Raw genomic sequence first — 13,167 nt, forward strand, 5'->3', positions numbered from 1 at the left:
TCCTCTCTCCGTCACTGTTCCCTGGGGAACATCTATCCAGAACGATAGTCATCACCATAGCTCCGGCTGCTCAACAGATAGAGCAGTACGGCCGGAGAAGCGAGAACCATCACAGCCAGCATGGCGTAGCGCAGGCTGTCTTGCCCGACAATCGGTTGCAAAAGGTCACTGCATAATCCTACCGCGACCGGCCCCAGCCCCATCCCGATCATGTTGACGATAAACATGAGTACCGCCGAGGCGGTGGCTCGCGTATTGGGGGGCACCAACGAGTGAGAGACCGCGAAAACTGGGCCGATGTACATGTTCACCATCAGTGTGGTTAAGGCCATAAAGGTAATGACCACGGTCAGGTTTTCGGCCATCAGGTATGGCAATGACAAGGGTAACGAGAGCAGCAGTGAACCGGCGGGCAACCACAGGTACCAGCGCCGGTCCCGGCGACCCAATCGGTCGGCGAAAAAGCCGCCCAGGAAGGTTCCGAGCAGTCCGCTGCCGCCACCAAACAGCGCCAGCAGCAGGCCGACTTCGCTAATGGACAGACCGTGATTGCGCATAAGGAACGAAGGAGCAAAATTGCCCGCGCCATAGCTGGCAAACGCGGTCAGGCCTGCGGCCAGAGCACAGCGCATAAAGGTTCGGCAGGCAAGCAATGAACCGATGGTCTCTCGAAAACTCGCTGCATTCGTGTCTTTGCTGCTGTTACCCGGCGGATTGCGCCGTGGTTCCCGGACCGTGAGTAAAAAGACCAGGGCAAACAACACGCCAGGAAGCCCGATCAACATAAAGGCCACACGCCATCCGTACAGCTGGCTGATGGTGCCGCCAAGCACGAATCCGAGCACAACTCCCAATTGCAGTCCGGATGAGTAAATTGATAGGGCGGTAGCCCGGGTCTCCGGCGGAAAGCAATCGCTGATCATGGAATGCGCGGGTGGGGTGCCGCCGGCTTCACCGATGCCCACACCGATGCGGGCCAACAGCAGCTGAGAATAATTGCCTGCTATTCCACAGAGCGCGGTCATCGCACTCCATATGGTCATTGAGACAGTGATGATATTTCGGCGGTTGGTTCGGTCAGCCAGGTAGGCGATGGGGATGCCCGCAGTGACATACACCAGGGCAAACGAGAAACCGCTCAGCAACCCAAGCTGTACATCACTCAGTCCCATTTCCGCTTTGATGGGCTCCTGCAGAACAATCAGTATTTGCCGATCAACGAAGTTAAACACGTACGCAAGGGTTAGCATGGCGAGCATACACCAGGCGCGTCGGTTGGTCTTCTCCGCAGGTGGGTTCAGAGCTGCTGTGTCTGCGGTTGCTGTATTGTGTGTATCAACCATCGGAATACCTCATCGGATAACGTAACGATCCAATCTAGCAAAGGTGAGGCTCATCAATGTGTTACTGGAGGAACATCTCTGCCCGAACCAAGTTGACAAGCACAAATGATTGTCGAAATAATCATCCAGGCTTAGGTGAGAACGGTTATGTCAAAACAGATTGGTCCGAACAGGCACTTAACAGCCCTCGTTGGCTGCCCATGGTTCAAAGGTGTGGATGAGTCGGAGCTGAGCGTCTTGTCTCAACACGCGACCACCAAAACCTATCAGACCGGTGACTTTATTTACCGTCCAGGGGAGAAAAAGACACTTGTTTATCATGTGCTTGGGGGACGTGTGAGACGTTCCATCACCAGCAGCGAAGGCCAGGAACTGTCGCTGGTGGATCTGGTGGCGGGCGAGTGGATCGGAGATGCCATTGCCAATGATCGACCGTTGCATCTGGACATCAGGGCCGTTGAGCCATCGGAGTTACTCGCTATCCCGGGCAGCCTGGTGGTAGCGATGGCAGACCGGCATCTCGAGGTCTATCGAAATCTCTATCACGCTCAAACCGTCATATCCCGCGACTTGCTTATGGTCGCAGAGGTACTGGCCTTCGCACCTCTGCGGTCGAGATTGGCAGAGCGAATACTGGACCTAGCGGAAAAACACGGTCAAGTGGTCGAAGGGGGAACCTGCATCGCTCACAGCCTGAGCCAAAATGATCTGGCCCTTCTGTCATTCGGGTCCCGGCCTCGCGTCAACCGCATCCTTAAGGAATGGGCCGATCGAGGCATTCTGGTTTCGGATTCCAAACGTTATCTGGTAAAGGACTTTGATGCGCTGAGGCAGGAATCCACACAACATTACAGCTAAATTACAGTGGAAAACCTTGAGATGTTCCCCTGGTAACACTCATTTTTGTTTTTATGGCCTAGAGTCCGTTCCTGGCAAATAGACTTGGCAGTGGAACTCACATCATGAAAACATTCTCAGGCCGCGTGGCGGCAGTCACCGGGGCAGGTTCCGGTATTGGGCAGGCGCTTGCCGTTGAATTGGCGAAACGGGGCTGTGCGGTAGCCCTTGCCGACAAAAACCTGGATGCCTTAAAACTCACTCAGGAATTGGTTTACGACAATGACGGGCGATGCAGCGTTCACGCTCTGGACGTTTCCGACCGTGATGCAGTTACGCAATTTGCCAATGACGTGAACAAGCGATATGGCGAAGTTCATTTGTTATTCAATAACGCTGGTGTCACGCTCGTGGACACTATTGAGAATCAAAGCATAGAAGATATGCAATGGTTGATGGGCATTAACTATTGGGGAGTGGTCCATTGTACCCAGGCCTTCCTGCCTTATATGCGACAGGCTCCTGAAGCACACATTATTAATGTCTCCAGCATATTTGGTATGCTGGCTGTGCCGGGACAAAGTGCTTACAACTCATCCAAGTTTGCCGTCAGAGGTTATACGGAAGCGCTCCGGCACGAAAACCTGGGTACATCATTGAAGGTGACTTGCGTGCTACCTGGCGGAGTAAAAACCGGCATTATGACGAGCTCCAGAATCAAGATTGATCGCCTTGGCAGCAGTCAGTCCAAGGAAGAGATGATTCGCAACTTTAATACCAAAGTCAAAACCACTCCCGAGCAGGCGGCTCTTCGGATTCTAAAGGGCGTCGAACGCGACGAACCTCGTGTGGTTATAGGTTGGGATGCGAAGTTGATGGACCTCGTGACGCGCCTCTTCCCTCGAAGCTATGATCGCATTCTGGGGTTTCGTCGCAGGTTTGAACATCAATCAACAATTGCCACTGCTAACCGAGGCGCATCCAACACAACGTAGCTTAAGTCGTCGAAATTCGGGGGAGTCTCAACTCCCCCGGAAAACCAAGCACTAGAAGTGACGAATCAGATCAATCAGATCACACACCCGATTGGAGTACCCCCACTCGTTGTCATACCAGTTTAATGTACGCAAAAACCGACCGTTGCTGACGTCCGTAAACTCCGCATCGTAAATGGATGAATAAGGATTGCCGATAATATCGGACGACACCAATGGGCTGACACAATATTGCAGAATGTTCTTTAAACGATCGCTGCCGCTCGCAGCTTCAACCGCTTCGTGCACGTTTTCAATCGTAACCGATTTTTCCAATTCCACAAACAGATCCACCACGGAACCGTCTGGCACAGGTACACGGCAGGCGATGCCGTCCAGTTTTCCATTGAGCTCCGGTAATACCACGCCCACAGCTTTGGCGGCGCCGGTGGAGGTGGGAATAATATTCTCCGCCGCCGCACGACTGCGACGCCAGTCGGAGTGAGGCACATCTGCCAGGCGCTGGTCATTGGTGTAGGCATGCACGGTGTTAATCACACCCTCCTTGATACCGAAGTTATCGTGCAGCACCTTGGCCATGGGTGCCAGGCAGTTGGTGGTGCAGCTGGCGTTGGAGATGATTTTGTGGTCTGGGGTCAGTCCATCTTCATTAACGCCCAGCACGACGGTGTAATCAATCTCGTCTTTGGAAGGCACAGTGAGTACAACCCGCTTGGCGCCGGCATCCAGGTGTTTGGTTAAACTGGCTCGATCTCGAAACACACCCGTGGACTCCACCACTACGTCCACATCCAGTTCAGCCCACGGCAGATTCGCGGGGTCGCGCTCTTTAATCATGCGCACCCGGTCGCGGTCGGTCACCAGCTCATTGTCTTCAATCTCCAGCTTGCCGCTAAAGCCGCCCATCACTGTGTCGTAGTTGAGCAGGTAGCGCAGGGTATCATTGTCAAACAGATCATTGATGGCGACCAGGGTAATATCTTCTGACTCGTGTAAAATGCGAAAGACGGAACGGCCAATGCGGCCCAGTCCATTAATGGCGACTCTCATTGGACACCTCCGTAGAGCTTAAGGGCATCGATCATGCGGCAGGCATGGCTGAGGCCGTTGTCGTACCAGCTTAGTGTCTTGACCATGCGGCTGCCGGCCTTGATGGTGGCCTTGAGGTCGTACACGGCGGAGTGGCGATTGCCGATAATATCGGATGAGACAATGGGATCGTGGGCAACCCCCAGCAGGTTGGGATACTGTTCCGCGCCTCTAATCATGGCTTCGTTGACGGCAGCGACGTCGTGGGCCGGATCCTTGAGAGAAACTGTCAGATCCAGCAGAGAACCTTTCTGAATCGGTACGTTAAGGGCGCTGCTTTTCAAGTTGCCATCGAAGTTCGGCATCACCTTGGCGACCCATTCGGCCGAGGCGTTGGTATTGGGGATGATATTCTCTGCACCGGAGCGGCTGCGACGAAAATCCTTGCCGGCATAATCCTGTAGCGACTGGTCGCTGGTATAGGCATGCATGGTCACCATACTGGCGGCATCCACGCCCAGTTCGTCGTCGAGCACCTTTAACACCAGCGCCAGTGCATTGGTGGTCGAAGAGCCGGCGGAGATCAGCTGGTCTGCTGAGTTGATGTCACCATCGTTGATGCCAGGCAATATCAATCGGTCCAGGCTTTCTGTGGGTAGTACCGAAGTCAACACCCGATGGGCGCCGCTTTCAATGTGGGCTTGCAGGCTGTTACGGGTAGTTGAGCGACCTGTGCAGTCCACCACAAAGTCCACTTCAAACACGTCCCAAGGGACGGAGTCCGGGCCGTCGCCACCCATCATACGGCTGCGGAATTTATCATTGATCAGGTAATTGCCTTCCAGGCTGACGTCACAGCGATTGTGGCGGTCGTTGGTGAGCAGGTAATGCAAAATGGCGGGTTTGGCGATATCGCTGATGGCAACGACTTCAAGATCGTCGTCCTCTATCGCCAGCCGATAGAGATGCCGGCCTATGTGGCCGAAGCCCATAATGCCGATGCGTGTGGGTTTGTTCATACCGATAGCTTCCCATGTTGGGTGATCGAAAGTTGAATGGTCTATATTGGCCGCATAGACGTCAATCTTCAGTATAGATACTGCAGGGAAAGGTTTCTTGAAAAGATGGCATGAGAATCGACAGAACAAGCCTGCAAACTCAATAGTCCCTAAGGCTGTTCAATAGTCTGGTGAATGCTCAGAGACTGAATTAGACCATGTATTGTACGGGCATAAAAAAGGGGCTTAGTTAAGCCCCAGGCAGAGAACTCGGTTTAGATTCTACATTTAGTATTGCGATTCCGGTATGGCCACTCGCAATCCATCCATATCATCGGTGATAACCAGTTGGCAGCTCAGGCGGCTGTTGGGTTTTGGGCTCACTGCTCCCTCTACCATCATCATTTCCATGTCATTCGCCGCCGGAATCTTGCCGCCCCAATCCTCTTCGATATAGCAATGACAGGTGGCGCAAACACAAGCGCCACCGCATTCGGCGACGATTCCGTCAATGCCGTTGTCTATTGCTCCCTGCATCAGGGTCGTTCCGGTTTTCACATCAGTTTCTTTGACGTTACCGTCGGGTTCTATGTAATACACTTTCGGCATATCTGAGTACTCCGATATTTTGGGGCGTTTATCAACAGAACCTCGATGTTAATGAAAACTGCTGACACGGGTAATTGGACCAAAGGGCAATAGCAGTTGTGACCGATTGAGAGGGTGTTGGACCAAAGGGCAATAGCTTGATGTTTGCTCTGTTCGATAAGCTGAGTGCCGAGTCTTTCATGTATGACCCCAATCGCGAAGCTGAGAACCCGGAGATATGTTGGATACGGAACTGGAGCACAGGCTCCTGAAAGAAGAGCTCAATAACAGCACAGAATCAGAAATGAAGCGAATTTTGCGCAGGCAAAAGGCTGAATTCCGACATTCTCCAGTGACCGAAAAAGAAATCAGAGTCGATCGGCTAGATCGGGCGATCGAACTTCTGGTTGACAATGCCGACCGCATAGATGAGGCCCTTCAGGAAGACTGGAGCCGGCCAAGGTTTATGAATATGTTGGCAGAGGTGGGGGGGGCGATCGCCCGCCTGAAGTACGCAAGAAAGAATCTCCATAAGTGGTGCAAACCACGGAGGGTTTCTCCGGACTTTCCTTTCGGCATTCTTGGGGCCAAAGCGAAAATCGAGAGTCGCCCACTAGGTGCGGTCGGTATCGTAAGCCCCTGGAATGCTCCGAGCATGCTGAGTTTTGGCCCCCTGGCCGCCGTGTTTGCGGCAGGCAACAGCGCCATGATCAAACCCTCTGAACATGTTCCGACGTTCGCTGAATTGCTCAAAACCCTGGTAAAGAAATACTTCGGAGAACACGAGCTTGCTGTCATTACTGGTGGGGCGGACGCCGGCATAGAATTCACCCAGTTACCCTTCGACCACTTGGTATTTACCGGTGGCTCGAGCATTGCCAAAAATGTCCTTCAGGCCGCGGCAAACAACCTGACACCGGTCACCCTGGAGCTGGGGGGGAAGTCACCTGTTGTGATTGACGCTTCGGCGGATATCAAACGGGCGGCTTTGCGTATCGTATCGGGCAAATGCTTGAATGCGGGTCAGATCTGTGTCTCCCCGGATTATGTGTTTGTTCCGGAACAGAAACTGGAAGAATTCCTCTGTGTAGGTCTTCATGTGGCCAAAGAACAGTTTCCAACCATTGTCGACAACGACGACTACGGTAGCATCATCAACAAGAAGCACTTTCAACGCCTGACATCTTATCTGGATGACGCTCGAGACAGACAAGTGCGGATTGTGGCCGTTGAAGAGGTCAGCCAGGAAATGGAAGGCGCGCTCAAGCTACCCTTGCATTTTGTGGTTAATCCCCCGGAAGACGCAAGCGTTTCACAGGAGGAAGCTTTTGGCCCCATTCTGACAGTTCTAAGTTATAGCGACAAAGACCAGGTGATCAACTTTATCAACGCCAGGCCGCACCCCCTGGCACTGTACTTCTTTGGTGAAGAAAACGAATTCAGGAACAAACTGTTGTCGACCACTATGGCGGGTGATGTGACTATCAATGATGTGTTGTTTCATTCTTCCCAATGTGCCCTGCCCTTTGGTGGTGTGGGCAATAGTGGCGATGGGTCCTGTTATGGGGAAGCGGGATTTCATCGTCTGTCTTACCAGCGATCGATCTATCAGCAGACCAGAATCGATTCCGTGCTCAACATGATGCGACCACCTTATACCCAAAAAACTCTTAAATCTGTGATGTCCATGATTAAAAAGTGACAGGAGAACAACTATGCTAGCTGAACAAAACGAAAGACTGTGCCGTGTCGGTCCAGGTACACCGGGCGGCGAGATGTTAAGGCGCTATTGGATACCTGCGTGCCTTTCCTCGGACATCGCCGAGCCGGATTGCGATCCGTTTCGTTTACGTCGTCTGAGTGAAAACCTGGTGGCGTTTCGCGATACCGAGGGACGAGTTGGGGTTCTCGACGAGCGCTGCCCTCATCGTGGGGTATCGCTTTCCCTGGGACGCAATGAACAGTGTGGCTTAAGATGTATATACCACGGTTGGAAGTTTGATGTTGAGGGTAACGTTGTTGACTCCCAGAATGCCAAACTGGAACAAATCAAGACCAAGGCCAAAGCATACCCGACGATAGAAAAGGGCGGCATTATCTGGATCTACATGGGTCCAGAAGATAAACAGCCCAAGCTGCCTGAATACGAATGGAGCAATATTGCCCCTGAATATCGGTTCAACACCAGTTTCCCGATCAGCACTAACTGGCAGGGGCCTCTGGAAGGGCTTTTTGATCCAACCCACGCGGCGATTCTGCACAACGACAATGTGGCCGAATTGAAAGATGCTGATGGAAATACCGGAGACGGGAGCGTCATGCTCAGTGCCCTGCAACCAGAGCTGCGTATCGAATACACCGACTTTGGCCATCATTATGGCGCCCTTCGTCCAGCCTCGGAGGAAGAAGGCAAATATCACTGCCGAACATCCAGTTTTGTGGCGCCGTTTTCCGCTTTTATCGCTCCTGGCGGCGCCTGCTTCATGTCGGTGCCGGTGGACGACTACAACACCATGTGGTTTGCCGTGGTTTATGATCCCAAGGAGAAACGCGTACACGACTCCGGTCCGGCTCTTGAGCATATTGTCAAATTCTTGGGTGCAGATCGCGAGAGAATGCATCGCTATGGCCTGATTCCCTACGCCAATCTGGATCCGGATACGGCCGGTCCCCACAACCGTTGGAACCAGGATCGGGAGAGCATGAGAAATGGCACCTCCCACTCCGGAATTGACAGTCTGGCCGCTGAAGATGCTCTACTGGCAGTTTCTTCCGGGCCTCTCTGGGATCGCACCCATGAGAATCTGGTGCCGGCGGACTTGCCGATTGTCCGCTACCGCAGGGTTCTGTTTGAATCCATAAAACGAGTCGAAAACGGGGAAGACCCTGTTGGCGTAGACGTGGATGTGGATCACAGTCAGATCGCAGGCCGCAGCGGTATCGTTGACATGGAGAACTGGCGCGATATCAACAGGCAGTACAAAGTGCGAGAACTGTAAACAATACCCACCGACAGTAAAGGAGAAAGATCATGAGCGACAGTCTGCCAAAGGTTGCGCAGATAACCCCAATAGCCATAGAAGTGGAAGCCGGAAAATCGTATCACTGGTGTTCCTGCGGACTCAGTGCAAACCAGCCGTTCTGTGATGGTTCGCACCGGGGTACCGAATTTACCCCGGTGCAATATAAAGCAGAGAGTGACAGCAAGGTTTTCTTTTGTGGCTGCAAAAAAAGCAACAAATCGCCACTGTGTGATGGGAGTCATATGGCCCTCCACAAGTAGGGGACATTTGAGACTGACAACACCTTAAACCGCGATTAGATGAAGAGTCGGTAATTCAGAGATGGATTACCGACTTTTTGTTAACAACACATGAGAGATCAGAATGAGCGAGCATGAACACCAACAAGACTCCCCGGTCAAGATTCTGATGTTGATTTCGGCCTAACAAAAAAAGGGTCGGATTTGAGTCCGACCCCCGGGAACACAATATCGACGGCAATCAGAACGCTTCGCCTTCCAAAGTTAAACCCTGCTCTTCAAGGTCTATTTGATATTCGGCTGTGGTGTTCATGGCCACTTGATCCAAGGTAACGCCTGGCATCAACTTCACCAGAGTCATGCCTCGATCAATGAATCGGAACACGGCAAGATCGGTAATCAAGGTATCGACTACCCCGGCTGCTGTCAGGGGAAGATCACACAGTGGAACCACCTTACTGGTTCCGTCGCGGCTGCAGTGGGTCATGGTAATGATGAGTTTGTCCGCCCCACTGGCCAGATCCATGGCGCCACCAACACCCAGTAAGGGTTTTCCGGGTACGGCCCAATTGGCGAGGTTACCCCTGGCATCGACCTGCAGGCCGCCCATGATGGCGGTATTGATATGGCCGCCGCGGATCATACCGAAGGAGGTGCTGCTGTCAAAGTAACTGGCACCCGGCTGCGCGGTGACCGGAATCTTTCCCGCATTGACGGGGAATTCCATGGCGCCTCCGGTTTTCGGTTCCGGGCCAACGCCCAACATTCCGTTCTCGGTGTGCAGAGTGATTTCGTCGCCATCGCCGATAAGGTCGGCAACCAACGTGGGTATACCGATACCGAGGTTAACCACATCGCCTTTGCCTATTTCCGCCAACGCGGCTTTCGCCATATTCATGCGGCTTTCGTCGACTTTTTTCAGACTATTGGCTATTGAAGCTGATGAACCCAGGTCGTCAATCGAGATTTTTTCTTGAACAATATAATCAACGAAACATCCTGGTGTGTGTATTTGGTTGGGGTCCAGTTCCCCGACCGCGACAATTTCTTCGACTTCGGCGATGACCAGATCCGCCGCCGTGGCGGCAGCCTGGTTAAAATTGTTTTCGGTCATTCGATATTGAAGGTTCCCGGCGGTATCTGCCTTCCAGGCGCGGACAAGGGCAACATCGCCCCGGATGGGTTTGACAAAAACCATTTCCTTGCCGTTAATTACCCGTGTTTCTCGCCCTTCTGCCAGTGGAGTTCCGGCAGCGGTGGGGGTAAAGAATCCCCCAATCCCTGCACCGCCGGCGCGAATGGCTTCTCCCAGTGTGCCCTGGGGCAAAAGTTCCACTTCCAGTTCTCCTGACTGTGCCGCGGCCACGGCATCGGGATTACTGGTAAAGTAGGATCCCACGGCCTTTGCCAATTGCCCGTTTCGCAACAGGCGGCCACCACCCAACCCCGGTTCTCCGACGTTGTTGCCCACGTAGGTGAGGTTGTTCGTTTCTGTTTCAGCGAGTGCGTGGAGTAGATGCACTGGGTTTCCAGTCATGCCGAAGCCCCCGGCAATAATCACATCTCCCGTTTGAATTTTTTTTGCTGCTTCTTCAGCGGTAATCTGTGGCACTGTATTCATAAGTATTTTGAACCTTGGCGAGTCCAGCGGACTCATTGAGGATAGAGGCTGAATTAATGTTGCCGGCGCGCTAGACGGCGACTGGCTCTCGACCAAAAAAGGCGTTGTCGAGAAGTTTTCTAACTCGATCTCTGGATACTGACTCGGGATTATTTACCGGGGTTTGTGTGGCAATATCGGCGGCCTTATCCAGATCGCGTTCTACAATGCCTATTTCCCTGAGTGATGTCGGGGCTCCCAGAGTTCGGGCCAACTGCTGCAAGCCCCTTGCGGGTTCACTGACATCCATCGCTTGAGCCAGTCGCGCAATGCCGCCTGTTGTTTTCGCCGCGTTGTAGGCGACGCAGTGTGGCAATAACACGGTGTGAGTTTCTGCATGAGGTGTGTTAAAGCTGCCACCAAACGTATGGCACAGGCGATGGTGCAAGCTGGTGACTCCAGTGCCCAGTGAACCTCCAGCCAAACTTGCGCCTAAAAGTGCGTCGGCTCGCGCTTCGATATTGTCGGGTTCAGCGACCACTACTGGAAGGCTGTGTGTTAATGTGTGCACTGCGGCAAGTGCCATATTGGAGACAATCGGGTTGAGTGCACCAGAGGTGAGGTTAACCACCGCCTGTGCCATTGCGTTCAGGCCGCTGGGACCGGCAACTCTTGCCGGGAGGTCAAGAGTTAGTTTTGGGTCATACAATGTGAGGGTCGGTACCACTATGTCGTCTCGACCGGTAACTTTGTGGCCATTCTCCGTGATTCCCCATATATTGGTCATTTCCGAGCCCGCGTAGGTGGTCGGGATGGCAATGTTGGGAATTCCGAGCTTTAGCGCCAGAGCTTTGCCCAGACCTGTGGTTGAACCTCCGCCGAGTGAAACGGTGCAGTCTGCCCTAAGACTTTCCACGGTCTCCATGGCCTCCCGGACGGTTTCGATAGGTACGTGCATCACGGCCCTGTCGAACAATCCTACGGATTTTGAACCAAGCAGTTTGGTAATGATTTTGCCGCGGTGACGTTGGCCGTAAGTTGTCAGTACCAGAACTCGACAAAACTGCAGCTTACCCAGCTCTTCCGGCAGTCGTTGCAAGGCATCTACACCGAAAACAATATTCCAGGGCAGAGCTTTATAGTCAAAGTTATTCATAGTATTGGTAGGTTTCATCCTCCAGATAAAGCCTGCCATCACGCTCGCTGGATGTTAGTGGGATTAAAGAAAGCCCTTCGCAGGGCCCCCGGATACAGAGTCCCGTTTCGGGCTCATAAGTCGCACCGTGCGCGTGGCAGTAAAGATAATTTCCATCGCGGCTGAAAAAGGTGTTCCTGTCGCCATTCAGTCGCAAGGCAGCATGAGCACAGACATTGAGATACGCCTTGGCTTGTTGATTGATGCGAATCATCAGGGCGTGATAGATGGTTCCTTCCTTAATCACTCGAAACAGGATGCCCGGCCCTTTTTCCTGCAAGTCTGAGGAAACTCCCACACAGTGGCTCACGCTGCCGCCCATATCAGCCTTCCACTTTTCCGATAATCGCCAGGGTTTCCTCCATATTTTGTTCGACCTGCGGAGAAATCATTAGTTTGGTACCCAGTGATTCATAGGGTTCGTTACAAAGGAACGCCTCTTCATGCGAACAGCAGGCTTCAAACAGTGCGCCGGAAGGGGTGCGCACGTAGATGGAGTCAAAGTAGCCGCGATCTTTTGGTTCAGAGCAGTCGGTATAACCCAGCCCTTCGATAAAGAACTTGATCTGATCCTGTTGCTCGCGGGTGGGAACGTTATAAGCGTGGTGGTGAATGGCACCATTACCAACATACCAGCTACCACTGCGTCTGGTTGGCTCAATAAAGAAATCTGTGTAGGTTCCGGTCCCCCCTTCGCCCATCTCATAACGTACCACGTTACCGTCCTGGGCCACTTTACGGGATCCCCACCCCACTTCCATAAATTCACCCATAAAGTCCATTTCCCGGGTTGAAACGCCAGCGGTATGGGTGCCTCTGATCATGAGTTCAGGGGGTACAGGGCCGCCGGTACGAGGTTTTCTGTCATCGTCCTCGATACCCACCATGGACAGACGAATATTGTGAGGGCTGCGAAACTCCAGATGTTTCTCACCGAAATACTCATTTTCCGTGACATCGAAACCATGGTCGCGCAAACGCTTGTTCCAGTAACCCATGGCGGATACCGGAATCGACAAACTGACATTACTGCATTGCCCAACGCCTTCGACGCCGTTAACACCAACATGCTCCAAAGGAAAGGTTGTAAGCAGTGTGCTCTCTTCTCCAATGTCATTTCCATAATAAAAATGGTAGACAGGAGTGGCGCCATCATAGAACAACGTTCTTTTTACGCACTTAAGACCCAAGACCTTGGTATGGAAATCAAAGTCTTCTTGGGGATTACCGACACCGATGGTCACATGATGGTGGCCTATCATGGCATCACCGGGTTTATTTGTGAGTTCTATGGTCATATTGTGTTGTCCTTGAATCGAG

The 13,167-nt window shown here is 52.8% G+C and carries 13 protein-coding genes; 5 read left to right on the plus strand and 8 right to left on the minus strand.

Going from position 1 to position 13,167, the window contains the following annotated elements; genetic code table 11:
- Window positions 1-32: 32 nt before the first annotated feature.
- Entirely contained in the window at window positions 33-1,343 is a 1,311-nt protein-coding gene (locus HBA55_RS03835) for a spinster family MFS transporter (RefSeq protein ID WP_240945862.1), read from the minus strand.
- Between the two features lie 147 nt (window positions 1,344-1,490).
- On the opposite strand from HBA55_RS03835, the gene HBA55_RS03840 reads away from it, so the two are divergent.
- Both HBA55_RS03840 and HBA55_RS03845 read left to right on the plus strand, forming a co-directional pair.
- Window positions 1,491-2,201: a Crp/Fnr family transcriptional regulator gene (locus HBA55_RS03840; protein WP_166987295.1), complete on the plus strand. Its 711-nt coding sequence runs from the start codon at window positions 1,491-1,493 to the stop codon at window positions 2,199-2,201.
- A gap of 104 nt (window positions 2,202-2,305) precedes the next feature.
- Window positions 2,306-3,175, plus strand: coding sequence for an SDR family NAD(P)-dependent oxidoreductase (locus HBA55_RS03845; protein WP_166987298.1), 870 nt, complete (start codon window positions 2,306-2,308; stop codon window positions 3,173-3,175).
- Window positions 3,176-3,226: 51 nt separating this feature from the next.
- Here the strand turns inward: HBA55_RS03845 and gap are convergent, their stop codons facing one another.
- The 3 genes from gap to HBA55_RS03860 all read right to left on the minus strand — a co-directional run bounded on the left by gap (window position 3,227) and on the right by HBA55_RS03860 (window position 5,811).
- Window positions 3,227-4,225 (minus strand): type I glyceraldehyde-3-phosphate dehydrogenase, encoded by a 999-nt coding sequence (gene gap, locus HBA55_RS03850; RefSeq protein WP_166987301.1) that lies wholly within the window; start codon window positions 4,223-4,225, stop codon window positions 3,227-3,229.
- Window positions 4,222-5,223 carry a type I glyceraldehyde-3-phosphate dehydrogenase gene (locus HBA55_RS03855; protein WP_166987304.1) on the minus strand — a complete coding sequence of 334 codons (1,002 nt, stop codon included), beginning with the start codon at window positions 5,221-5,223 and terminating at the stop codon, window positions 4,222-4,224. The genes gap and HBA55_RS03855 overlap by 4 nt, the downstream gene beginning before the upstream one ends.
- Window positions 5,224-5,490: 267 nt before the next feature.
- On the minus strand, window positions 5,491-5,811 hold the full coding sequence (locus HBA55_RS03860; protein ID WP_166987307.1) for a 2Fe-2S iron-sulfur cluster-binding protein: 321 nt from the start codon (window positions 5,809-5,811) through the stop codon (window positions 5,491-5,493).
- 217 nt (window positions 5,812-6,028) lie between these two features.
- Here HBA55_RS03860 and HBA55_RS03865 point away from each other — a divergent pair, with 217 nt between their 5' ends.
- Genes HBA55_RS03865 through HBA55_RS03875 form a run of 3 tightly spaced genes read left to right on the plus strand, consistent with a single transcriptional unit; the run spans window position 6,029 to window position 9,073 of the window.
- On the plus strand, window positions 6,029-7,492 hold the full coding sequence (locus tag HBA55_RS03865) for an aldehyde dehydrogenase family protein (RefSeq protein ID WP_166987310.1): 1,464 nt from the start codon (window positions 6,029-6,031) through the stop codon (window positions 7,490-7,492).
- A 13-nt stretch (window positions 7,493-7,505) separates the two neighbouring features.
- A complete protein-coding gene (locus HBA55_RS03870) occupies window positions 7,506-8,789 on the plus strand; it encodes a Rieske 2Fe-2S domain-containing protein (RefSeq protein ID WP_166987313.1) in 1,284 nt (427 codons plus the stop codon).
- Window positions 8,790-8,821: 32 nt separating this feature from the next.
- On the plus strand, window positions 8,822-9,073 hold the full coding sequence (locus HBA55_RS03875; RefSeq protein WP_166987316.1) for a CDGSH iron-sulfur domain-containing protein: 252 nt from the start codon (window positions 8,822-8,824) through the stop codon (window positions 9,071-9,073).
- A gap of 220 nt (window positions 9,074-9,293) precedes the next feature.
- On the opposite strand, the gene HBA55_RS03880 is transcribed toward HBA55_RS03875, so the two are convergent.
- The 4 genes from HBA55_RS03880 to HBA55_RS03895 all read right to left on the minus strand — a co-directional run bounded on the left by HBA55_RS03880 (window position 9,294) and on the right by HBA55_RS03895 (window position 13,145).
- The gene (locus HBA55_RS03880) at window positions 9,294-10,673 is read right to left on the minus strand and encodes a 3-oxoacid CoA-transferase (RefSeq protein WP_166987320.1); all 1,380 of its coding nucleotides are present in this window, start codon (window positions 10,671-10,673) and stop codon (window positions 9,294-9,296) included.
- 70 nt (window positions 10,674-10,743) lie between these two features.
- Window positions 10,744-11,808 (minus strand): maleylacetate reductase, encoded by a 1,065-nt coding sequence (locus HBA55_RS03885; RefSeq protein WP_166987323.1) that lies wholly within the window; start codon window positions 11,806-11,808, stop codon window positions 10,744-10,746.
- Complete coding sequence (locus HBA55_RS03890; RefSeq protein WP_166987325.1) at window positions 11,801-12,169, minus strand: Rieske (2Fe-2S) protein; 369 nt, start codon at window positions 12,167-12,169, stop codon at window positions 11,801-11,803. Before HBA55_RS03890 ends, HBA55_RS03885 begins: the two co-directional genes overlap by 8 nt.
- Window position 12,170: 1 nt before the next feature.
- Window positions 12,171-13,145 (minus strand): VOC family protein, encoded by a 975-nt coding sequence (locus HBA55_RS03895; protein ID WP_166987328.1) that lies wholly within the window; start codon window positions 13,143-13,145, stop codon window positions 12,171-12,173.
- Between the last annotated feature and the right edge of the window lie 22 nt (window positions 13,146-13,167).

It is taken from the genome of Pseudomaricurvus alkylphenolicus, assembly GCF_011683955.1.
In the GTDB taxonomy this organism is placed as follows: domain Bacteria; phylum Pseudomonadota; class Gammaproteobacteria; order Pseudomonadales; family Cellvibrionaceae; genus Pseudomaricurvus; species Pseudomaricurvus alkylphenolicus.